Here is a 23143-nt window from a genome sequence, read left to right on the forward strand (position 1 = left end):
AATCAGGGTCGCCGTCGGCTCCCGGTACCTTCCGCACAACGTTTCCGCCGGTCCGGGCATTCCCCCGAGCCCAGCCGGCGCCACCGGGAGAGGAGACCGGCATGCCCGAGCCCGCCGCGGCCCCGGCGGCCCCGTCCGGCGACCGCCACGCGAGCGCCGAAGAACGGCTCGGCACCGTAGGCGTCGCCCACCGCGAGGTCGGCGGAAACGAAGCGGAAGCGGCGAATCTGGCCTGGTGGGACGCGGATGCCGACGACTACCAGGCTGCCCACGGCGGATTCCTCGGCGACGCCGATTTCGTCTGGTGCCCGGAGGGCGTGCGCGAAGAAGACGCGCGACTGCTCGGCGACGTCCGCGGCCGGCGCGTGCTCGAAGTCGGCTGCGGACAGGCGGCATGCTCGCGCTGGCTCGCGGCCGCCGGCGCCGAACCGGTCGCCACCGATCTGTCCGGCGGCATGCTCCGGCACGCTCGCGAGGGGAACGTCCGCACCGGCGTGACGGTCCCCCTCGTGCAGGCGAACGCCGAGCGGCTCCCGTTCGCCGCGGCCAGCTTCGACATCGCGTGCTCCGCGTTCGGCGCGCTCCCCTTCGTGCCGTCGCTGGAGACAGTGTTCCGCGAAGTGCGCCGGGTGCTTCGCCCTGGCGCGCCGTGGGTTTTCTCGGTGACCCACCCGATGCGGTGGATCTTCCCGGACGATCCCGGGCCGCAGGGACTGACCGCGACGCAGCCCTACTTCGACCGCACGCCGTACGTCGAGGTGGACGACGACGGCACGGCCACCTACGTCGAATACCACCGCACGCTCGGCGACTACGTGCGTGCGCTCGCCGCCGCGGGCTTCGCGCTGGAAGACCTCGTCGAGCCGGAGTGGCCGCCGGGCCACTCGCGCACCTGGGGCCAGTGGAGCCCGTTGCGCGGCAGGCTGTTCCCCGGCACGGCGATCTTCCGCACCCGCCGCGACTGACCGGCTACGCTGCGAAGGTGACCGACGCAGGCCGATTCGCCGGACTCGACCCGCTCCTGCCGCCGCCCGTCCCGCTCGCGAGCGGCGACCGGCTGCACGCCGTGACCGCTTCCGGCGCGCGGGTTTCCGCGATGCTCCAGCGGTACCGGCACGGTCCGGGCGACGCTCCCCTGCTGTGGTCGGCGGCCGAGGTGTGGCAACTGTTCCCGGATCCGGAGACGGCGGGCACCGAAGGGTTCGACGCGCTGCTCGGCGCGCTTCGGTCCGAAGTGGACACTGAAGCGCCCGGGCCCGATTCGGCGTGCGTCGTCAACTGGCCGAGCCGCGACGCCGAAGCCATCCGGGCTTTTCTCGACCACGGGCTGGTTCCGCTGTCCGCGCTGGCCGTCCGTCCCGCTGTCGTGCCGGAGGAGACCGGGGCCGACGCGTCGATCCGCCTCGCCGGGCCGGACGACTACGCCGCGGCGCTGGCGTTGTGCACGGCGACGTTCGACTACACCGGCCTTGTCGCGCACCGGAAGCGAGAGCAGACCGCGGAACTGCTCGGCCCGGCGCTGCGCCGCGCGCTCGGCGAGAAAGCGACCTGGGTCGCCGAAGCCGACGGCGAAGTAGTGGCGCTCGCGCAGTGCGACTGGGTCGAATCCGTGCCCGGGAACGAGGCCGCGGAACTGCTGCCGACCGGACGCTGGGGTTACGTGAACAACGTCGTCACCGGCCGCGCCAGCCGCGGCAAGGGGATCGGCCGCGCGCTGATGGCCCGCGCGCACCGCGAACTGCTGAACCTGGGCGCGACCGGCACCTACCTCTACTACAACCCGACCAATCCCCTGTCGTCGGTGTTCTGGCACCGGCAGGGCTACCGGCCGCTGTGGACCTCCTGGGAAGCACACCCAGCGTGGGCCCTGCGCTGAACCCGCCGCTCTTTGGTGTGACGTCCGGCGAGCCGCCTTGCCGACCCCTCCAGGCCGGGACTAACTTTTGAACTGACTAGTCAGTTCAAAATCCGTGGAGTGTGTCCTGTGCAGGTCCGTGCCGACCGGGTGTCCCTGAAGGGTCCCCACGGCCCCTTGTTGCCGCCTACCTCGCTCACCGTCGAGGAGGGCTGCCTCACCGTGGTGCACGGCGAGCCGGGAGTCGGCATCACCGCGCTGGCGCTCGCGCTGGCCGGACGGCTGAAGCCGACCACCGGCACCGTGACCGCCGACCCGGAAGGCGACCTGCGCCGGCTCGTGGCCGTGGTGGACTCGCCGGGGGTCAGCGAGCCGGACGAGGCCTTGTCCCTGCGCGTCGTCGCGGCCGAGGAGCTGGCGCTCGCGCACCGTCCTTCCGGCAAGGATGCGGTCGCGGCCTGGCTCTCGCAACACGACGCGGGGCCGTACGCCGACAGCCGGTTCGAGAGCCTCGAACCCGCGCTGCGCACCCGGCTGCTCACCGCGCTGGCCGCCGAACGCGACGGCGTGCGCGTGCTCGTTCTCGACGCGCCCGACCGGCACACCAGCGACGTCGACTCATGGGCCGCGGTCGCGAAGGAGCACGCCGCCCGCGGGTTCGCGGTGGCCGTGCTGGCCGCGACGACGCCAGTGTCGGCGCTCCCCTATGCGCCCGCCAAGGTCGGCGAGGCCGAGCAACCGGATCCGGTCCGGCTGTACGTGCCGCCGGAAGCCGAGGCCGAGCAGACGAAGCAACTCCCGGACACCGCCGAACTGACCGCCGAAACCGAGAACTCCGAGGGAGACCGGGCATGACCACCCCCCACAAGCGGGCCGGCGGACTGAACGCGTTCCGGATCGCGCGCAACGAGCTGCGCAGGCTGTCCACCGGCACGCTGCCCAAGCTCGCCATGTTCGCGCTCGTGATGGTGCCGCTGCTGTACGCGTCGTTCTACCTCTACGCGAACTACGACCCTTACGGCCGCCTCGACAAGCTGCCCGCCGCGGTGTTCACCGAGGACGCGGGCGCGAAGGATTCCGGCGGAGCCGAGCGCAACGTCGGCCGCGAGGTCACCGACGAGCTGGTGAAGTCCGGCACCTTCCAGTGGCATCAAGTGTCCGAAAAGGACGCCCGGGACGGCGTGCGGGACGACAAGTACTCCTTCGCCATCGGCATCCCGCACGACTTCTCGAAGGCGCTGCTGTCGTCCGGGAATTTCGAGCCGGAGCAGGCGACCATCACGCTCACCACCAACGACGCCAACAACTATCTGTCCGGCACGATCGCGAAACAGGTGGCCGACCAGGTCCGCAAGACGATCGCGGAGAAGGTCGGCAGCGAGGCCGCGGACAAGTTCCTCGTCGGCTTCTCCACCATCTACGGCAAGATCTCCGAGGCGACCGACGGCGCCAAGCAGCTCGCCGACGGCGCGGCGAAACTCCAGACCGGGCAACATCAATTGGCCGACGGGGCGAGTCAGCTCGCGACCGGGTCGTCCAGCCTCGCCACCGGGCTGGGCACGCTCAAATCGAGCACCGCGCAGCTGCCGAGCCAGACGCAGAAGCTCGCCGACGGGGCGGGCCAGGTGGCCGACGGCAACCAGAAGGTGGCGAGCGCGGGCTCGCTGGCCGCGTCCGCCTCGTCGGACGTGATGGGCCGGATCGACGGTTATCGCAGCCAGCTGGCGGCGAAACTGCAGGAATCCGGGATGTCGGAGGACCTCAAGAACTCGATCCTGGCCGACTACGACAAGCTGCGCACGGACGCGAACCAGGCGAACGGGAAGATCCAGTCCGCCAACGGAGACCTGCAGAAGCTGTCCAGCGGCGCGCGTCAGGTGTCCGACGGGGCGCACCAGCTCGCGTCGGCCTCGCCGCAGCTGGCCAACGGGATCGCGCAGGCGTCCGACGGCGCGAACCAGCTGCGGGACGGAGCGGCGAAGCTCAACGACGGCGAGAAGACCGCGGTCACCGGCACCGACCAGCTCGCCGACGGTTCGGTGAAGCTGCGCGACGGACTGGCCGCCGGGCTGAAGCAGATCCCGAATCCGGACGACCCGACCCGCACCGCCACCGCGAACACGATCGCCGACCCGGTCGCGGTCACGTCGAACGGCGTCGCGTCGGCGGGCACCTACGGCGCCGGGCTCGCGCCGTTCTTCATCTCGCTGGCCACCTGGATCGGCGCGTTCGTCCTGTTCCTGCTGATCCGGCCGCTGTCGACGCGCGCGCTCACCGCCGGCGCGTCGCCGCTGCGGGTCGCGCTCGGCGGCTGGCTGTCCTCGGCCGTGCTGGGGCTGGGGCAGGTGATCGTGCTGTTCGCCGCGGTGACCTGGCTGGTCGGCATCCACGTGGCGCATCCGCTGGGCGCGATCGGCTTCGCCTGCCTGGTGTCGCTGGCCTTCACCTCGATCGTGCACGCGCTGAACGCGCTCTTCGGCGCGGTGGGCAAGTTCCTCGGGCTCGTGCTGCTGGTGCTGCAGCTGGTGAGCGCGGGCGGCACGTTCCCCTGGCAGACCATTCCGGACGCGCTGTATCCGCTGCACATAGTGCTGCCCATGGGCTACGCCATCGACGGGTTCCGGCACCTGCTCTATTCCGGCGCGTCGATGCAGATCCTCGGTGACGTAGGGGTGCTGGTGGCGTACCTCGTCGGGGGGATCCTGCTGTCCACTCTCGCGGCGCGCAAACACCGGACGTGGTCGGTCTCCGCGCTCAAGCCCGAGCTGAGCCTGTGAGAGAAGCGACCAAGCGGAAGCTCTTCGAGGCCACCCTGCGGCTTTCGGCCAGCAGGGGCCTCGTCGGGCTGACGGTCGACGACATCGCGGCCGAGGCCGGGGTCGCGAAGGGCACCGTCTACTACAACTTCGGGTCCAAGGACGGCCTGGTCGACGCGCTGCTGCGGTTCGGCGTGGACCTGCTTGCCGGGCGGTTGCGGGCGGCCGGGACGGATGACGATCCGCTGGCGGTGATCGAGGCCCAGGTGGACACGACGCTGGAGTTCATCGCGGAGTATCCGGGGTTTTCGCAGATCGTGGTGAGCGAGCTGTGGCATACGCCGGGGCGGTGGCACGACACGCTGGCGCTGCTGCGGGAAGAGCTGATCGCGGTGGTGAAGGCCCAGCTGGAGCGGCTCGATTCGGCCGGGCGGCTGCCTGCCGGGCTGGACATCGCGACCGCGGCGGCGGGGTTGTTCGGGACGATGCTGGTGGTGGCGCTGGACTGGCAGGTGTTTCATCCCGCTCGGTCCCGGGCTGACGTGCTCGGGTCGGTGATGTTGCTGATCCGCGGGCTGAAGCGGTGAGCGGGGGCCCGGCGGGTGGCCGGGCCCCGGGTGGGTTCAGTGGCAGTTGGCGCAGCAGCCGCAGCCTTTGCCGGTGCATGCGGAGCAGCATCCGTGCCGCAGGACAGTCTGGAACAGCCGCTTGATCATCGCTCGGTCCTTCCGGGTTGGGCTTACACCTGCTTGGGTCACGCTAAGTGGGGTGGCGGTGACCGGGGTACCGCTGACCGGGCAGGTGGGCGGGTGAATCCCGGCGTGGGGCACCCCGAAGCCCGATTGTGCTGACGGTCAGTGGGTGCTTGTCAAGGCGGGAAAGATGCCTTGACAAGCACCCACTGACCGCAGGGAGGCTTCGTATCGGGGTGCGGGGGTGGGGCTGGGTGCCTCGCTGGGTGGGTGCGTGCGTTGGCGGCGGTTCGGGCGGGGCGGGCGGTCTGTGAAGGACTCCTTGAGGGAATCTAAGTACGTGAAGGAGTCCCTCACGGACCGCCGGGGTCGCCGAGGGACGTGAGGGGAACCCTGGGGGAATCAGAGTCCGTGAGGGTTCCCCTCACGGACAGTCGGCGAGGGCGGCGAGCGTCACTGTCCACAAGGGACGTTCAGCCATTCTTCGCGCGGGATTCCCTTGCGGGTGTCGTCCAGGCGGTTCAGCAGGGTGTCCAGCTGTGTCGGGTCGGCGGTGTATTCCAGGATCGCGCGGTAGAAGGCGCCGGTCATGGTCGCGGGCATGAGGTCGGAGGCGTCGAAGCAGACGGGCTTTCCGGCGGTCAGCGTGTCGGCGACTTTGCGTTTCACCGGGTCTGGATAGACGTCCTTCGCTACGGCGGCTCCGGCGGAGAAGGCGCTCGCGTTGGGGTTGCCCGCCCAGATTTGCTGGGCTTCGGGCGAGACCAGGAAGTCCAGGAATTGCCGGGCTTGCGGGGTGTCGGCGAACATCGCGGCCAGGTCCGCCGAGACCTCTGACGCGCCGGATCCCGGGAACGGGAAGAAGTCGTAGTCGGTACCGGGCTGCGGGTGCGGGCCGGTCGGCGTGCGCAGGTGCATGTTCTGGTAGCTGCCCATCGCGAACGAGCCCTGGTGTTCCATCCGGCAGCCGGGCGGGTCGGTGAAGAGGGGGCGGGCGGAGTCGCGGAAGTCGGTGAGCAGGGCGGCGGGGGCACCGCCTTGGATGCCGCCGGGGCGGACGACCAGGGTGCCCCAGTCGCGGAATGCCTGGCGCACCGGGTCCGACGTCCACGGGAGGGTGCCGCCTGCCCATTGCCGGTAGATTTCGGGGCCTGCCGAGTGCAGCAGGATGTCCTCGATCCAGTCGGTGCCGGGGAAGCCGGACGTCGGCGGGGAGGCCAGGCCTAGGCACCACGGGGTGCCGGGGCCCGCGGCGAGGGCGACCAGCTGTTGCCAGGTGGTGGGTTTCGGGCCGGGGACGCTGGACGGGCGGTACCAGATCGCGCTCTTCAGGTCGGCTTTCACTGCTACCGAATAGAGTTTGCCGGTGCCAAGGCGTTGCAGGTTGACCCATTGCCTGCCGTAGAACGATTCGGCTTTCTTTTCCAGGAAGTCCAGCGGCTTGATCTCGTGGCGGCGGGCGTAGTCGGCGAGCAGGCCGGGGCTGGACAGCACCGCGATGTCGGGGGCGGCACCCTGCTGGACGTCGGCGGCCAGCACTTGCTCGACCGCCCTCGTGCCCTGGTAGCGCACCTTGATGCCGGTCTTCTCCTCGAACCGGCGCTTCACCTGGTTGAAGGCGGCTTCCTCGCCTTCGGTCCACACTCCGATCACGCCGACCGAGTTGCTGCTCTCCGCGACTCCGCACGCCGACGAAACCGTCACCAGCGCGGTCGCGGCGAGCAGGAGCAGCTTCTTCCACAGTGGACAGTTCATGGGCGGTACCGGTATTCGTCGATCCGCCGGTAGAGCCCGGCGACCACGAGCCCGCCGGCGAGGATCAGCGCGGCGGGCACCAGCACGGGCAAGCCGCCGGATTCGGCGGCCGAATCTCCGGCGGATTTCACGGCGCGGGCGGCCGAGGTGATGGCGTCTTGGGCGGGGGCGGCGGTCGAGACGGTCGGGGTTTGGCGGCTGAAGTCGTCCACGGTGGGGCCGCAGCCGGCCGGGCCGCATCGTTGCTGCAGCAGGGTTGCCAGGCGGGCGTGGCCATTCGCGTCGGCGGCTTCGATGCTTGCCTTGCGGACCGCGACGGCCTGGTCGACGTTCTCGCGCACCGCGTCTAGCCGTCCGGCGAGGGAGAAGGCCACTAGCAGACCGGCGACCACGCCGACTCCGAGCACAGTCGCGCCGAGCAGCGGCAGGTTCAGCCGGCGGCGGAATCGCTGGCGCAGGAACACTTGTGTCGCGACCAGCAGGGCGAGGAGCACGATCGGCGGCAGCAGCCAGAGGACGAGCAGGCCGGCGCTCATCCGGGCGCCGGAGATCTGGCTGTCCAGGGCGGCGCGTTCGTCCGTTTGCAGTTTGCCCAGCAGCTCCAGCACATTGTCCGGTCCGTGCAGCAGCCGTGACGCGTACCAGAGGTCGGCCAGCCCGACCAGTTCCCCGCCCTGCTGCCGGAAGTGCGCGTCGGCCTGGCCCATCGCGCCCGAGTACGACGCCACCAGTCCTTCGACGGTCTGCAGGGTGCCGGTGCCGCCCTCGCTTGCCTGGTTGAACTCCGCGACCCGCGCGAGGCTCTGGCTCGCCGACGCCATCCGGTTCTCGTACTCCTGCCCCGGTCCGGCCAGTTTCGCCTCGCCCGAAGCGAAACTGGCGATGGCCGCGGCGTCGGCGGACACCAGTGCGTCCCGCGCCGCCGCGACCTCCAGGATCGCGCGGCTGGTCGCGGACGAGATCTGGTCGGCGGTCCGGACCACGCCGCTCACCGCGAGATACGACGTGACCAGCGCGAGCACCGTCCCGGCGAGCAGCACCGCCCGGATCCGCACGAGCACCCGCCGCGTCCGCAGCGTCACGCGGGGCCTCCGCCCAGACGCGTTCCGCATCCCTCGCAGAACTGCGCGTCGGGCGGATTGGGTTCCTGGCAATCGGAGCAGTGCACCGGTTTGGCGTCCGGCGGCGGGGCGGGACGGGCGTCGCGGGGTTCGTCGCCGACGTTCGAGACGGTGGAGACCAGCAGGTTGAGGAGTTCGCTGCGGGTGACCTCGGGACGCAGCTGCACGTTTTCGCCGTCGGTGTCGACGACCCGGGAGAGCCGTCGCAGCACCTCTTTGTTGCCGGTCCGCGAAGCGATTTCGACGGCCTGGCCCCATTCCCGCGCCGCCCGCGCGTGATCGCCCGCCGCGTACGCCTCGTCGGCGCTCACCAGCGCCTCACTCAGCTCCGCGTGCATGGTGTAGCGCCGCACCTTCGGGTCGACGAGCGTCGGCGCGACCGGGTCGCGAGTCCAGTGGGCCAGCACCGGAACGGCCGAATCCGCCGCGCCGTCGACCTCGACCCACGCGAGCATCCGGTCGGAGCCGTACTCCGGCGGATCAGCCGACGCCTGCACCGCGAGCTGGAATTCCCTGGTCTCGCCGGCGCTCCAGGAACCGAGCGACAGGACCACTCTCCCGTCGCCGTCGGGAACGCAGCGCGAGGTGAGGTCGTATTCGTTCGGCCAGACCTGTTTCACGAACCGCAGCGTGGTCTGCTCGGTGACGCCGATCCGCAACCGCGCCGCCGGGATCACCTTGGCGAGCGTCGCGGCCATCAGCTCGCGGAAGTCCGCCACCAGGTCCTCGTCGCGCACCACCGAATCGACCGAACCGCGCAGCACCCGGCCGATCTCGACCAGCTCGGACCGCTCCCAGCCGTCGCCGATTCCCCTTGCGTCGCAGACGAACTGGCCCTCGCAGGCGTCGAGTTCGCGGCGCAACGCCTCCGCGGACTGCGACTGATTGTTCCCGTCGGTCAACAGGATCGCGTGCCGCACCGTATCGGGCACGGCGGCGAACAGCTTCCGCGCACACTTCAGCCAGGCGCCCATCGCGGTGCCGCCGACCGCGACGAACCGCTCCACCGCCGCGACCGCCGCCGCCCGGGTTTCGTCCGACGCGATCGCGAGGCCGAACTCGGCCGGATACGCCAGGTCGCCCCGTTCGGTGCCGCGGACCACCGCGAATCCGGTACCGTCCGGCAACGCCCCGATCGCCGCGGCGGCCGCCCGGCGCGCGGCGGCGATTTTCGTCGGCGGGTAGCGCATCGACGTCGAGCAGTCGACCAGGAGCACTTCCGCGCCTGGCGCGCGGGACTCGGCCTGGCCGTCGTCGCGCGCCGAAACGGTGACCACCGCCTGCATTTCGGTGTCGCCCTCGCCGAGGTAACGGTTCTGATGGACCTCGACGTCCCAACCCGTGTTCATCCCTCGCCCCTTCGCCGCCCTACACCCAGGTCGTCGGCCTCGTCTCGTTCGCGCGGTCGATCAGTGCGGCGTGGTGCTCCGCCGAACCCGCCCGGCGCGCGATCCGCCGGTAGGACTGCTCCGCCAGCCGTCGCAGCCCGTGCTCGTCGAGCCGTTCGCCGAGGACCGGACCGGGCGGCATCCCGCGCATCCCGGCCCGGAAGCACCGCAGCGCGCTCTCGCGGACCTCGGCGGTGAGCCGGTCCGCGGTGTCCTCGTCCAGCTCCAGCGCGGACAGCCGGTCGATCGCCTCGGTCAGGTCCTCGATGCTCGGCAGCGCGTCCCCGACCGGCAGGATCCCCGCCCGCACGCGGATGCCGGCGATCCGGGCCGCCTCGTCGTGCCGCGAGTACTCCGGGACCTGGTCCAGCAGCTCCACCGCCGCCGTGCGCCGGTCCAGCTGCAGATGCCCGCGCGCCAGCCCGAAAACCGCGTTGACCTGCAGATGGTCGCGCACCCACAGCGCGTCGTAGTAACGCTCCGCCTGCTTCGGCCCGCCGCAGTGTTCCGCGCACAGGCCGAGCGCGAGCTTCGGCGTCTCCTCCCCCGGGATGTCGCGGTGCACGCGTTCGAACCAGGCCTGCGCGCTGTCCACCGCACCGGTGGCGAGCGCGACCAGCCCGCGGTGCCAGGCGATCCGCCAGTCGTGTTTGGCCCGGCCGCCGAGCAGCTTCTCGGCGGCGGCCACGCGTTCGCCCGCCTGCGCCGCCCCGGTCGAGTCCACTTCGGACAGTTCGAGCCACGCCCGGCACCGGCGCAGCTCGACCTCCACGGTCGAGTCCGCTCGTTCGAGTTTTTTCAGCAGCCGCGCGGGATCCGGGGCACGGACGGTGCGCAGGAACGTGACCGCCGGGTCCTGCGGATCCTCGTGCGGCACCGGCAGCCCGAGCGCGATGTCGAGCGGCTTGGGCAAGGTGCCGAGCGGGCCGGAGGTGGCGCGGGAGCGGCGCACCCATTCGCCGACCGGCCGCGGCTGGCCGAGCCCGGCGTCCAGCAGGACCGCCGCTTCGGTGAACAGCGTCGAGATCGACGGCCGTGAATGGCGGTCGCGCAGCGAAAGGATCTCGTGCAGCACACCGTCGAGCTGCACGAGCATCTCGCCGGTGGTGGCGAACCGGTGCTCGTACGGCCCGGTCGCGCGGTCGAGCACCTGCGTGAACGATTCGACACCGAGCGCGATCCGCTTGTCCGCCGGATGCGGCCAGCCGTCGCTGCAGCGGAACAGATCGCGCAGCGTCGCGCCGACGGTGTGGATGTCCGAGCGCACGGTGAGCCCGTGCTCGTCCAGTTCGGTCGCGCCGATCTGGAACCGCGGATTGCCGACGACCGGGCTGGTCTGGTCGCCGATCTTGCGGATCGCGCCGAAATCGATCAGCTTGACCCGCTTCTCGCCGTGGATCACGTTCTGCGGGCTCAGATCGCAGTACAGCAGCCCCTGTTCGTGCAGGTAGCCGAGCGCGGTGAGGATCTCGCGGCCGTAGGCGACGACGTGCTCGACCAGCAGCCTGCCCTCGGGCCCGTCCAGCATCGCGCGGCCGCGCCGCATCACCTCGGCGAGCGGGAGGCCGTCGACGAACTCCATCACGATGTAGCGCGCGTCCGGCCCGCCGTGCGGATCCGGATGCGTTGCCACGTCGTGAATCCGCACGATGTTCGGGTGGTCGAGCGAGGTCAGCACCTGGCTCTCGGTCTCGGCGATCCGCACCGCGGCCTCGTCGCCGGTGTTGAGCAGGCCCTTCAGCGCGACGTACTGCTTCAGCCGCTGATCGGTGCCGAGGTAGACGTACCCGAGCCCGCCGCGGGCGATGCAGCCGTGCACCCGGTAGCGGCCGTCCACGACATCGTCGGGGAACAGCTTGGGAGAGAACGAAAACGGCGTGCCGCACTGCGAGCAGAAGCCTTCGGTGCGCGCGGGACGGCCTCCGCTCGACCGGCCGACCGGCGCTCCGCAGCCGCGTTTGCCGCAGTACCGTTCGTCCTCGGCGACGTGCGGATCGGCGAGCACGCGCCCGGCGATGTCGGACAGGACGACCACCGGCAGCGGCACGTAGTCGTCGCCGGTGCCGTGACCGGCGGTCTGCTGCTCCCGCGTGACGACGGTGTCGGCGATCCGGCTCGCTCCCGGAGCGGGGATGACGAGCGTCGCGTCGGGTTTCGGCGGCGGCTTCTTCGGCTCGGATCCCGGTGCCCAGCCGCACCTCGCGCAGAACCCGGCACGGCTGATCGTGCCGGAGCAGTTCGGGCGGGCGCAGTCGGTCATCTGCTCCCCTTGCGCACCGCGGCACCGAACTCCTCGACCGCCGCGGCGGCTTCCTCCGGATCGCACGCGCCCTCGTACAGCAGCTGCCAGGCCTTGGCATACAACGAATCCAGCAGCGGATCCTCCACCCGGCCAGCGGATCGGGCACGCTCCCCGTAGCCGTCGAGCCGAAACCGCAGCTCGGTGCGGCGGTCGTGCGCGGCGTCGAGCCGGTCGCGGGCCGCTTTCGCCGCGGCCAGATCGGCGGCCAGCACACCGGCGACCTCCTCGACGTGCCGCTCGGCCCACGCGACGTCGCCGAGGTCAGCCGCTTCCTGCAACCGGCTCACCGCGCCCCGGCGGCGACGCACCCGCGGCGGCGGGACGTCGCCCACCGCGAACCGCGGCGCCAGCTCGGCGATGTGCTCCTCCAGCCCGGCGAGTTCGTCGATCTGCCTGTCCAGCGCGGAAATCCGGCGAGCCAGCCCGTCCGGCCGCGCGCCGTTGCGACGCGAACGCAGCTCGGTCAGCCCCGGCGACGACTCGCGGCGGAACCCGAGCGCGAGCCGCATCCCCAGCCGCGCGGCCCGGTCGGCGAGCGGCGCGATCACCTCGCCGATCAACTGCTCCGGCTCGGCCGCGTCGTCGATCGCGTTCACCAGCACGGTGCGGCCGACGCCGGAGTGCGTCGTGACGTCCTCCGGCGTGAGGTCGAGCCGCTCCGCGAGCCGCTGCCGCACTTCCGCGGTGGTTTTCCCGGCCGCGTCCACCGCGAGATCGACGCTTCCCGCCGGCGGCAAGGTGTCCTTGGCCAGGGTGTCGCGCAGGTCCTTCGCGGCGGCCGAACGCTCCCGGTCGGCCAGCACCACCGCGAGATCGAGCGCGGCGGCTTTCGCGGACCCGGCCTCGCCGGTCACGACGACCCACACGCCGTGCCCCTCGCCGAACCAGCCGGCGACCTCGCGCGCGAACTGCGGATCGTAAGCGACCCGGTCCAGCTCGCGCCCGAAAGTCCGGTCGACGGCCGGACTCCCCTGCCCCCACCGGTCCGCGCCGAGGTACCCGAGAACGGTCTCGACCGGAATCATCCACGCGACCCGCTCGCCCTCGGCTTTGTACTGGGACACGACCATGCCGACCACCCGGTCGGTCGCGACGTCGAGCACCGCGGTGCCGCTGAACCCGCCGGTGATCGGCTGATTGTCGTTCTTCCGGACCAGCTGCACCCATTCGCAGCCAGGCCCGCCCTCGCCGGCCACCTCGGCGAACGTCCACAGCCCCACGTCCGCGCCCTCCGGAAACCCGTAGGCGCACACCGGCTGGCCGTCCGACAACGGCATCCGGTACAGCGGCGCGCCCAGCGACCCGGGCACCCGCTCGGCCAGCCGCAGCATCGCGATGTCGCCGCGCTCGTCCCGCCCCGGCGGCACCCACGCCTCCGGCACCACGCGGCCGGTCGTGACCGGAGTGCCCGGCAGCCCGACGAAGTCGACGAGGACGTCCGCGCCCGGCCGCTCGACCACGTGCGCGCAGGTGAGCACGTGGTCGTCGTCGAGCAGGGTGCCCGCCCCGCAGATCTCGCCGTTCTGACCGCGCAGCCGAACCCGCCAGCGTCGACGCACGGCCCGGTACCCCACGCGGGGGACCCTACGCCGGGCGCGCGGGCGGCCGGGCGGCGTTCGCGGAAAGTGGCCCACGCTGGAGCAGCAAGCTCACCCGTTCAGCGGCGTCGCGGGACTTCTGGTGGGTGACAGGGGTTTCGCGGGTTCGCTCCGTGCTGGCGGAGGGACAACGACGGTCCTGATGGCGGTGGCGGATGGGCCGATGCCGAGGGGCGGTAACCGGATAGTGCGCGGGGTCGGCGGTGCGGGCGTCCTTGGGGCTTCGAGGTCGCCGCGCCCGGATGCGCCCCGAGGCAGCCGTGCCCTTCGGCCTTCTCGCGCCTGGATGCCAGACGCTTCCAGGCACTCGGCCCGCTGCTCCGGCGCGAACCCGGCCAGCCACGCACCTCAACCTCACCGCTCCGGCGCGAGCCACCCGACCGGCGAGCACGAACCTCACCCCTGATCCGCGCTCGCCCGGCCGAATCCGCCGCCGATTCCGTTTCCCACCGCGAAAACCGCGGCCCAGTCCGGCTCAGCTCAGTGCGCGGCCTCGTTCCACGACCGCCCGTATCCGACCGAAACCTCCAGCGGCACCGCCAGTTCCGCCGCCGAGCCCATGCCCTCGCGGACCAGCTTCTCGACGTCCCCGCGTTCGCCGTCGGCGATTTCCAGCACCAGTTCGTCGTGCACCTGCAGCAGAACGCGGCTGCGCGAACCGGCCTCGGCGAGTGCGCGGTGCACGTTCAGCATCGCCACCTTGATGATGTCCGCCGCGCTGCCCTGGATCGGCGCGTTCAACGCCATCCGCTCGGCCATTTCGCGGCGCTGGCGGTTGTCGCTGTTCAGGTCCGGCAGGTAGCGGCGGCGGCCGAAGATCGTCTCCGTGTAACCGCGCTTCGCCGCCTCGCCGACGACCGACTGCAGGTAGTCGCGCACCCCGCCGAACCGCGAGAAGTACGCCTCCATCTGCTCTTTCGCGTCTTCCGTCGAGATCTTCAGCTGCTGCGACAGGCCGTACGCCGACAGGCCGTACGCCAGCCCGTACGACATCGCCTTGACCCGGTACCGCTGCTCCGGCGTGATTTCCGCGGCAGGCACGGAAAACGCGCGCGACGCCACGAACGTGTGCAGGTCCTCGCCGCTGTTGAAGGCCTCGATGAGCCCCTCGTCCTTCGACAGGTGCGCCATGATCCGCATTTCGATCTGGCTGTAGTCCGCGGTCATCAGCTCCGCGTACCCGTCGCCGACCACGAACGCGTCCCGGATGCGCCTGCCTTCCTCGGTGCGCACCGGGATGTTCTGCAGGTTCGGCTCGACCGACGACAGCCGTCCGGTGGCCGCGATCGTCTGCTGCAGCGTGGTGTGGATGCGCCCGTCGTCGGCGACCGACTTGATCAGGCCCTCGACCGTGGTGCGCAGCCGGGTCGCGTCGCGGTGTTCCAGCATGTGCTGCAGGAACGGGTGCTCGGTCTTCTCGAACAGCGACTGCAGCGCGTCGGCGTCGGTGGTGTAGCCGGTCTTGGTGCGCTTGGTCTTCGGCATGCCCAGCTCGTCGAACAGCACGACCTGCAGTTGCTTCGGCGAACCGAGGTTGATCTGCTTGCCGATGACCTCGTACGCGGAGTCCGCGGCCTGCGTGACGCGGCTGAGGTAGTGCGCCTCCAGCTCGGTGAGCTGGTCGACGTCGACCGCGATGCCCGCCGCCTCCAGTTCGGTGATCACTTCCAGCAGCGGCAGTTCCAGCTCGGCCAGCAGCTTCGCGCCGCCCAGCTCCTCCAGCTCGGTGGAAAGCGCCCCGGCCAGCTCGAAGATCGCCCGCGCCTTCACCAGTTCGGCGGAGATTTCCTTCTGCTCCAGCTCGTCCGCGCCGCCGTCGAGCAGGGACAGCTGGCCGTCGCCGTCCGCGGCGTCCGAGCGCAGCTCGCGGTGCAGGTAGCGCAGGGCCAGGTCGTCCAGCCCGAACGTGCGCTGCCCCGGCCGCGCGAGGTACGCGGCGAGCGCGGTGTCCATGCTGAGCCCGCCGAACGTCCAGCCGCGGGCGCGCACCGCGTGCAGCGGCACCTTCAGGTCGTGGCCGATCTTGCGGATCTTCGGGTCCGCCAGCCACGCCGACAGCGCCCGGTCGTCCGCCTCGTCCATCGCGGTGACGTCCACGTACGCGCCCTCGCCGTCGGACGCCGCGAAGGCGACCGCCTTGAGGTCGGAGCGGACCGACGCGCCGGTCGCCCGGAACGACAACGCCACCGGTTCGGCCGCGCCGGCGTGCGCTTCGAGCCACGCGCCGAGCGTGCCCGGCGCGAGCGCGGAGCCGGACACCTCGAAGCCCTCCTCGGCCTCCGGTTCGGCGCTGCTCAGGGTGTCGAAAAGCCGGTCGCGCAGCACGCGGAACTCCAGCTCGTCGAAGAGCCGGTGCACCTCCTCGCGGTTCCACGGGCGCAGCTCCAGCTGGTCCGGCACGGACTCCAGCGGCACGTCCCGGACCAGCTCGGTGAGCTGCCGGTTGAGCTGGACCGAGGACAGGTGCTCCCGCAGCGCGTCGCCGACCTTGCCCTTGACCTCGTCGACCCGGTCGATCAGGTCGGCCAGCGTGCCGAACTGCCGGATCCACTTGGCCGCGGTCTTCTCCCCCACGCCGGGGATGCCGGGCAGGTTGTCCGACGGGTCGCCGCGCAGCGCCGCGAAGTCCGGATACTGGACCGGGGTGAGGCCGTATTTCTCTTCGACCGCGTCCGGGGTGAACCGCACGAGGTCGGAGACCCCCCGCTTCGGGTAGAGCACGGTCACCCGATCGGTGACGAGCTGCAACGCGTCGCGGTCGCCGGTACAGATGAGGACGTCGTAATCCTCGCCCGCCTGCGTGGTGAGGGTCGCGATGACGTCGTCGGCCTCGTAGTTCTCCTTCGTGAGCGAAGGGATGCCGAGCACGTCGAGCACCTCTTTGACCAGGTCGACCTGGCCGCGGAACTCGTCCGGCGTGGCGCTGCGGTTGGCCTTGTAGTCGGCGTACGTCTCCGACCGGAAGGTCTTGCGCGAGAGGTCGAAGGCCACCGCGAGATGCGTCGGCTTCTCGTCGCGCAGCAGGTTGATGAGCATCGAGGTGAAGCCGAAGACCGCGTTGGTGACCTGCCCGGTCTTCGTGCGGAAATTCTCCGCGGGCAGGGCGAAGAAGGCGCGATAGGCCATCGAATGGCCGTCGATCAGCAGCAGCCGGGGGCGTTCCTGCGCACCGGCGGCGCCTGTGGTCTTGGCAACGGTTTGGTTCTCACTCGGGCTCACGGGGGCGAGTCTAGGGTGAGGGTCCGACACTCTTGCGTGTCGCATAGGTTGAGGAGCAGAGAGTGACCGAACAGACGGCGGAAATCGCGCCGGGCCAGTTCGGGGGCGTAGACCCCGCGGCCGCAGGCCAGCAGCTGAACGACAAGATCGGGCTGAAGCTCGTCGAGCTGACACCCGAGCGGGTCGTCGGCACGATCCCCGTCGAAGGCAACCTCCAGCCCTACGGCCTCCTCCACGGCGGCGCGAACGCCACCGTCGCCGAAGCCCTGGGCTCGGTGCTGGCCGCCCTCAACGCGGGCCCCGAACGCGCCGCGATGGGCCTGGAACTCTCCTGCACCCATCACCGCGCAGTCCGCTCCGGCACCGTCACCGGCGTCGCGACCCCGCTGCACGTCGGGCGCGGGACCATCACCGCCGAGATCGTGCTGACCGACGACGAAGGCCGCCGCACCTGCACGGCCCGCCTCACCTGCGTCGTCCGGGACCGCCCGCCAGGCGCCTGAGTTTCGCGGAGTCCGTGAGGGGAACCCTCACGGACTCTGATTCCCTCAGGATTCCCCTCACGGACACCCGAAGACGTGAGGGGACCCTTCACGGAACCAGATTCCCTCAAGGACCCCTTCACGGACTTTGGCCGCCGCCGATGCGCCCCAATGCCACATTGGGTGCGTCGCATGCACCCAATGTGGCATTGGTTGCGTCAGATGCACCCAATGCCACATTGGGGCGCTAGCCCCAGCCCCACCAGGAACCGCCACCAAAGCACCCACCCAGCCAGGCACCCAGTCCCTCCCCCGCACCCCGATACGAAGCCAAAAACGCGGCGCGGGGGTGTTTGTCAAGGCATCTTTCCCGCCTTGACAAACACCCCCGCGCCGTAGTCACAATCAGGCTTCGGGGTGCATAACGCAACGCTGGTCCCCAGGACCAACCGCCGGAAATCACCCCACCCCGAGATAAGCCTCCTTGATACTGGTATCAGCCAGCAACTCCTGCCCAGTACCAGTCTTGGTGATCTGCCCAGTCTCCAGCACATAAGCCCGATGCGCCCGAGACAACGCCTGCTGCGCATTCTGCTCAACCAGCAGCACCGTCGTCCCCTGCCGATTGATCTCCGTGATAATCCGGAAAATCTGCTGAATAAACTGCGGCGCCAACCCCATCGAAGGCTCGTCCAGCAACAACAGCCGAGGCTTCGCCATCAACGCCCGCCCAATAGCCAGCATCTGCTGCTCGCCACCGGACATCGTCCCGCCCACCTGAGTCTTCCGCTCAGCCAGCCGCGGAAACAACTCGAACACCCGATCAAAATCAGGCTGCAGATTCTTCCGGTCCTTGCGCGCATAAGCGCCCATGTCCAGATTCTCCAGCACCGTCATGCCCGGGAAAATCCCCCGCCCCTCCGGAGCCTGGGAAATCCCGCGCACCACCCGCAAATCGCCGCGCAGCCGGGAAATGTCCTCGCCCGCGAACCGGATGGCCCCGCCGGAAATCGGCCGGATCCCGGAGATCGCCCGCATCGTGGTCGATTTCCCTGCGCCGTTCGCCCCGATCAGCGTGACGATTTCTCCCTCGTCGACCGTGATCGACAGCCCGGACACGGCCTGGATCCGCCCGTAGTGGACGGAAACGTCGGAAAGCTCAAGCAACGTCATCGTCGGGAACCCCCAGGTAAGCGGCGATCACGGCGGGGTTCTCCCGGATCTCGGAAGGCAGCCCGTCGGCGATCTTCTTGCCGAATTCCAGCACCACGATCCGGTCGGTGACGCCCATGACGAGCTTCATGTCGTGTTCGATCAGCAGGACGGTGTAGCCGTCGTCGCGGATCGTCCGGATCAGCCCCATGAGCTCTTCCTTTTCCGCCGGGTTGAACCCGGCGGCAGGCTCGTCGAGGCACAGCAGCTTGGGCTCGGTGGCGAGCGCCCGCGCGATCTCCAGCCGCCGCTGATAGCCGTACGGCAGGTTCTTCGCGCGGTCCGCGGCCCGGTCGGCGATGCCGACGAATTCCAGCAGCGCCATGGCCTTCTCGATCGCCTGCTTCTCCTCGTGGTGGTGCCGAGGGACCCGCAGGAGAGCGCCGAGCAGGCTCGTCTTGTGCCGTGCGTCGGTGCCGACGACCACGTTCTCCAGCGCGGTCATCTCGGAGAACAGCCGGATGTTCTGGAACGTCCTGGCGATGCCGAGCTGGGTGATCCCGTGCCGCGACGTCTTGCCGAGCGGCTTGTCCTCGAGCAGCACCTGCCCCGAGGACGGCCGGTAGACGCCGGTCATCGCGTTGAAGCAGGTGGTCTTGCCCGCGCCGTTCGGCCCGATCAGGCCGAGGATCTCGCCGCGCCGGATCTCGAACGACACCGAGTCCAGCGCCACCAGTCCGCCGAAGCGGACGGTGACGTCGTCGACCTTGAGCAGCGTCTGCCCGACCTCGGCCTGGATCTCCCGGTCCGGCGCGACGGCCTCGGCGACCTCGGCCTCGTGCTCGGCGAGCTCCTCGGCGGTCATGTTCGCGACCTCGGCCACGAGGCCGCCTTCGGCCGGGACCTCGGGCCCGTTTCCGTTGCCAGGGACCGTCATGCCCTCTCCCCCCGGTTGTCCGACGCCAGCGAACCGTCGCTGCTGACCTGTTCGCCCTTGCCGAGCAGCCGCTGGTACGCCTGCCTGCCGTACGCCAGCAGCCGCTGCCGCGCGCCGAGCAGGCCCTGCGGGCGAAAGATCATCAGGATGATCAGCGCCAGGCCGAAAATCAGGTACTTGTACTCGGCGATCGCCTGGAACCGCAGCGGCACGTACGCCACCACAATCGCGCCCAGCAGCACACCGACCTTGTTGCCCGCGCCGCCGAGAATGACCGCGGCCAGGAACAGCATCGACGTGACCACGTCGAACTTCTGGTTGTTCACGAAGCCCAGCTGCCCGGCATACAGCGCGCCGGAAAGACCGCCGACCGCCGCGCCGCCGACGAACGCCCAGATCTTGAACTTGAACGTCGGCACGCCCATGATCTCGGCCGCGTCCTCGTCGTCGCGGATCGCGACCCACGCGCGGCCGACGCGGCTGCGCTCCAGGTTCCCGACCACGAACAGGATCACGATGATGATCGTGACGCAGAGCCAGTACCACGGAGTGCCGTTGGTGTTGGTGAACAACGGGCTGCCGTCGGCGTTCGTGCCCGGCGGATGCCCGACGCCCTGGAAGCCGCGGTTGCCGCGCAACGGTTCGATGTTGTCCGCCAGCAGACGGACGATCTCGCCGAAGCCGAGCGTGACGATCGCCAGATAGTCACCGCGCAATCGCAGTGTCGGCGTCCCGAGAATCACGCCGAAGATCATCGTGACCACCATGGCGATCGGCAGCACGACGAGGAACGGCAGTTTCGACAGCGCCGAATCCGGACTCGTGAACAGCGCCATCACGTAGGCGCCGATCGCGAAGAACCCGACGTAGCCGAGATCGAGCAGGCCCGCCTGGCCGACCACGATGTTGAGCCCGATGGCGACCAGCGCGTAGCGGGCCACTTCGAACATCGCGATCGGGAAGTCGTAGCCGGGCTGGGTGGTGATCAGCGGCGGGTTCAGCACCGGCAGCAGGTAGACCAGCGCCACCAGCGGAATGAGCACGCCCCACTGCTGGACCCGGGACAGTTTGTTCCACCACTCCGAAACCGGACGGCGGCGCGCCTTCGCCGGGGCGGCGGGCGGCGTCGTAGTCGTCGTCATACCCGTGCCTTTCCGAGCGATTCGCCGAGAATGCCGGTCGGGCGGAGCATCAGGATCAGCACCAGCAGGACGAACGCGACGACGTCGCGCCATTCTCCTCCGAACAGCGACTGCCCGTAGTTCTCCACGACCCCGAGCAGCAGGCCGCCGAGCAGCGCGCCGCGCAGGTTGCCGATGCCGCCGAGCACCGCGGCGGTGAACGCCTTGATGCCGAGGATGAAGCCGCCCTGGTACCAGGCGCCCTGCGGGATTTTCATCATGTAGAACAGCGCCGCCGCGCCGGCCAGCAGACCGCCGATGAGGAACGTCAGGGTGATGACGCGTTCCTTGTTGACGCCCATCAGCGTCGCGGTGTCCGGGTCCTGCGCCACCGCGCGGATGCCGCGGCCGAACTTGGTGCGGTTGACGAACATGTCCACGCCGACCATCAGCAGGATCGCGGCGACCACGGTGATGATGGTGACGATCGTGACGCTGCCGCCGAAGATCGTGAACACTTCGTCGTTGCGCAGCAAGCGGATGCTGTTCTCCGGGTTGCCGCCGCGCCAGATGAAGATGAGCTGCTGCAGCACGAACGAGGCGCCGATGGCGGTGATCAGGAAGACCAGCCTGGGCGCTTTGCGTTTCCGCAACGGCCGGTAGGCCACGCGTTCCAGCACGACCGCGGTGCCGCCGGACACCGCCATCGCCGCGATCAGCGCGAGCAGCAGGAATCCGACCAGCTCGAAGATCGGCAGATCCGGCGTCGCGCCGGGCCGGAAACCCAAGCCGTAGAAGGTGAACCACACCCCGTAGGCACCGTAGATGAAGACCTCGGAGTGGGCGAAGTTGATGAGTTTGAGCACGCCGTAGACGAGGGTGTAGCCCAGCGCCACGAGCGCGTAGATGCTGCCGTAGGACAAACCGTCGATCGTGTTGTCCCAGAACTGGTTCAGGAACGAATCCACGTCGAAGTGGATCCAGCCTCCGCCGTCGGCAAGGACGAGGGAGCCGAGGTGGGTCATCGACACACTAGTTCTCCATGTGGGTCCGGGGTGCGGGCCCGGCGGGATCTGGCCGCCCGGCCCGCACCCCGGTATCTGGAACCGGCTGAGCGGGGAGCTACTTGATCTCGGTGTTGCGGACGATCTTTCCGTTGTCCACCTTGTAGGTCCACACCGCGGCGACGGGAAGCTCGCCCTTGTCGTCCCACTTGAAGTGCTTCGTGATGCCCTGGTTGTCGTAGGTCTTGACGAAGTCCAGCAGGCCCGCGCGGTCCTTCTTGCCCGCGTCGATGCCCTTCAGCAGGATCGTCGCGATGTCGTAGGCCTCCGGCGAGTAGGTGCCCGGCTCGACTCCGGTCGCCGCCTTGTACGCGTCGGTGAACTTGGTGAACTGGTCCGCCGGGACGCACGGGCAGGTGAAGTACGCGCTGGCCGCGGCGTCGCCCGCGCCCTTCACGAACTGGTCGTCCTTCACGCCGTCCGGGCCGACGAACTTCGCCTTGACCTGAGCGTCGTTCAGCTGCTGCGCGAGCGGAGCGGCTTCCCGGTAGTAGCCGGCGTAGAAGACCGCGTCCGGCTTCTCGTTCTTGATCTTGTTGACCACGGCGGAGAAGTCGGTCTGCTTGCTCTTGACCTGGTCGGTGCAGGACGCCTTGTCGCCGAGTGCCTTGGTGGTCGCCTCGAACAGGCCGGTGCCGTACTGGGAGTCGTCCTTGATCACGCAGACCTTGTTGGCCTTGAGGTCGCCGGTGATGAACTTCGCGGCGGCCGGGCCCTGCGTGTTGTCATTGCCCAGCCCGCGGAAGAAAGTCTTCCAGCCGTTCGTGGACAGGCTCGGGTCGGTCGCCGAGGGCGTGATCGAAACCAGACCCGCGCTGTTGAAGATGTTGCCCGCGGCCTTCGATTCGCCGGAGAACGGCAGGCCGATGACACCGAGGATGGCCGGGGTGTTGACGACCTGGGTCACGATGCCCGGTGCCTTGTCCGGGGTGCCCTCGGTGTCGAACTGCTCCAGCTTGACCTGACAGCCGGGGTTGGCCTTGTTGTGCTGGTCGACCGCGAGCTTCGCGCCCTTCAGGATGTTCTGGCCCAGCGCCGCGTTGTCGCCGTTGATCGTGCCGGCGTAGGCGATCGAGGTCGGCGCGCACTGCGCCTTGCCGTCTCCGGCCGGGTCCGCCGCGTTCGCCGCCGCCGACGGGGCCGCGGCCTGCGGCGCGCCGCTGTCGCCACCCGAGTCACCGCCGGTCCGCGCCGAGCAGGCGCCAAGGGAGATGACTCCCGCCGCGGCCAGCACGATGACCTTAGTGAGTCGTGCTCTCTGCACTCGTTCCTCCAAATGCCACCCGACACGCTCCTGCGGAACGGCGGGTCCCTGCGTGGGACTTCGACTGGGCGCTGAACGTAGCCGCCGGGTGAGGTGTTGCACAGAGTCACAGCGAGTCTTGTATCCACATCGTGACGGTCGTCACGAGAATTAACGGACGATTTACACTCGATCGTCTTATTGCAACGACCGAGTGAATGACTCTTCGTGTCCGAACACCCCTCGATCGGACCTTGACTCCCCGTCCGATCGATGAGGGCAGTCTAAGAACTTCCCCTCCGTCATCGTGACCGACACCACGATCCCCAGCCTCCAAGGTAGCAACCTTGCCCTTTCGCGCAGGGCGGATCAACCCGCGCGGGTGGGTTCCGGATCGGCTGAACGGAGCAGTTTTCGCTGGTCAACGGCCAGGTTCGAGGGCGAGACGACGAGCCGGG

The 23143-nt window shown here is 69.8% G+C and carries 17 protein-coding genes; 6 read left to right on the forward strand and 11 right to left on the reverse strand.

Annotation, left to right across the window (positions count from 1 at the left end; genetic code table 11):
• The first annotated feature begins 101 nt into the window (after positions 1–101).
• The 5 genes from ACFSVL_RS22860 (at position 102) to ACFSVL_RS22880 (ending at position 5198) form a co-directional block, all read left to right on the forward strand.
• Positions 102–965 carry a class I SAM-dependent methyltransferase gene (locus tag ACFSVL_RS22860; RefSeq protein WP_378307329.1) on the forward strand — a complete coding sequence of 288 codons (864 nt, stop codon included), beginning with the start codon at positions 102–104 and terminating at the stop codon, positions 963–965.
• Between the two features lie 17 nt (positions 966–982).
• Positions 983–1876 (forward strand): GNAT family N-acetyltransferase, encoded by an 894-nt coding sequence (locus ACFSVL_RS22865; RefSeq protein ID WP_378307331.1) that lies wholly within the window; start codon positions 983–985, stop codon positions 1874–1876.
• Between the two features lie 108 nt (positions 1877–1984).
• Complete coding sequence (locus ACFSVL_RS22870; RefSeq protein ID WP_378307333.1) at positions 1985–2710, forward strand: ATP-binding cassette domain-containing protein; 726 nt, start codon at positions 1985–1987, stop codon at positions 2708–2710.
• Between the two features lie 26 nt (positions 2711–2736).
• The gene (locus ACFSVL_RS22875) at positions 2737–4632 is read left to right on the forward strand and encodes a YhgE/Pip family protein (RefSeq protein WP_378307824.1); all 1896 of its coding nucleotides are present in this window, start codon (positions 2737–2739) and stop codon (positions 4630–4632) included.
• Complete coding sequence (locus ACFSVL_RS22880; protein WP_378307335.1) at positions 4629–5198, forward strand: TetR/AcrR family transcriptional regulator; 570 nt, start codon at positions 4629–4631, stop codon at positions 5196–5198. The genes ACFSVL_RS22875 and ACFSVL_RS22880 overlap by 4 nt, the downstream gene beginning before the upstream one ends.
• A 558-nt stretch (positions 5199–5756) precedes the next feature.
• Here ACFSVL_RS22880 and ACFSVL_RS22885 read toward each other — a convergent pair.
• From ACFSVL_RS22885 to polA, 6 genes are all read right to left on the reverse strand, one after another.
• Positions 5757–7058: an ABC transporter substrate-binding protein gene (locus ACFSVL_RS22885; protein ID WP_378307337.1), complete on the reverse strand. Its 1302-nt coding sequence runs from the start codon at positions 7056–7058 to the stop codon at positions 5757–5759.
• A complete protein-coding gene (locus ACFSVL_RS22890; RefSeq protein ID WP_378307339.1) occupies positions 7055–8140 on the reverse strand; it encodes a hypothetical protein in 1086 nt (361 codons plus the stop codon). The genes ACFSVL_RS22885 and ACFSVL_RS22890 overlap by 4 nt, the downstream gene beginning before the upstream one ends.
• Positions 8137–9528 (reverse strand): VWA domain-containing protein, encoded by a 1392-nt coding sequence (locus tag ACFSVL_RS22895; protein WP_378307341.1) that lies wholly within the window; start codon positions 9526–9528, stop codon positions 8137–8139. The genes ACFSVL_RS22890 and ACFSVL_RS22895 overlap by 4 nt, the downstream gene beginning before the upstream one ends.
• A 19-nt stretch (positions 9529–9547) precedes the next feature.
• Complete coding sequence (locus ACFSVL_RS22900) at positions 9548–11827, reverse strand: tetratricopeptide repeat protein (protein WP_378307343.1); 2280 nt, start codon at positions 11825–11827, stop codon at positions 9548–9550.
• Positions 11824–13443 carry a S1 family peptidase gene (locus ACFSVL_RS22905; RefSeq protein ID WP_378307345.1) on the reverse strand — a complete coding sequence of 540 codons (1620 nt, stop codon included), beginning with the start codon at positions 13441–13443 and terminating at the stop codon, positions 11824–11826. The genes ACFSVL_RS22900 and ACFSVL_RS22905 overlap by 4 nt, the downstream gene beginning before the upstream one ends.
• 504 nt (positions 13444–13947) lie before the next feature.
• Positions 13948–16686, reverse strand: coding sequence for a DNA polymerase I (gene polA, locus ACFSVL_RS22910; protein ID WP_378307347.1), 2739 nt, complete (start codon positions 16684–16686; stop codon positions 13948–13950).
• A 62-nt stretch (positions 16687–16748) separates the two neighbouring features.
• Here polA and ACFSVL_RS22915 point away from each other — a divergent pair, with 62 nt between their 5' ends.
• Positions 16749–17189, forward strand: coding sequence for a PaaI family thioesterase (locus ACFSVL_RS22915; RefSeq protein ID WP_378307349.1), 441 nt, complete (start codon positions 16749–16751; stop codon positions 17187–17189).
• Positions 17190–17627: 438 nt separating this feature from the next.
• On the opposite strand, the gene ACFSVL_RS22920 is transcribed toward ACFSVL_RS22915, so the two are convergent.
• The 5 genes from ACFSVL_RS22920 to ACFSVL_RS22940 form a co-directional block, all read right to left on the reverse strand.
• Positions 17628–18341, reverse strand: coding sequence for an ABC transporter ATP-binding protein (locus ACFSVL_RS22920; protein ID WP_378307351.1), 714 nt, complete (start codon positions 18339–18341; stop codon positions 17628–17630).
• Positions 18328–19257, reverse strand: a complete 930-nt coding sequence (locus ACFSVL_RS22925) for an ABC transporter ATP-binding protein (RefSeq protein ID WP_378307353.1) — start codon at positions 19255–19257, stop codon at positions 18328–18330. Before ACFSVL_RS22925 ends, ACFSVL_RS22920 begins: the two co-directional genes overlap by 14 nt.
• Positions 19254–20399 carry a branched-chain amino acid ABC transporter permease gene (locus ACFSVL_RS22930; protein ID WP_378307355.1) on the reverse strand — a complete coding sequence of 382 codons (1146 nt, stop codon included), beginning with the start codon at positions 20397–20399 and terminating at the stop codon, positions 19254–19256. The genes ACFSVL_RS22925 and ACFSVL_RS22930 overlap by 4 nt, the downstream gene beginning before the upstream one ends.
• Complete coding sequence (locus tag ACFSVL_RS22935) at positions 20396–21403, reverse strand: branched-chain amino acid ABC transporter permease (RefSeq protein ID WP_378307825.1); 1008 nt, start codon at positions 21401–21403, stop codon at positions 20396–20398. Before ACFSVL_RS22935 ends, ACFSVL_RS22930 begins: the two co-directional genes overlap by 4 nt.
• Positions 21404–21500: 97 nt before the next feature.
• The gene (locus ACFSVL_RS22940; protein WP_378307826.1) at positions 21501–22676 is read right to left on the reverse strand and encodes a branched-chain amino acid ABC transporter substrate-binding protein; all 1176 of its coding nucleotides are present in this window, start codon (positions 22674–22676) and stop codon (positions 21501–21503) included.
• Between the last annotated feature and the right edge of the window lie 467 nt (positions 22677–23143).

This window comes from Amycolatopsis silviterrae (genome assembly GCF_042684085.1).
Taxonomy (GTDB): Bacteria; Actinomycetota; Actinomycetes; order Mycobacteriales; family Pseudonocardiaceae; genus Amycolatopsis; species Amycolatopsis silviterrae.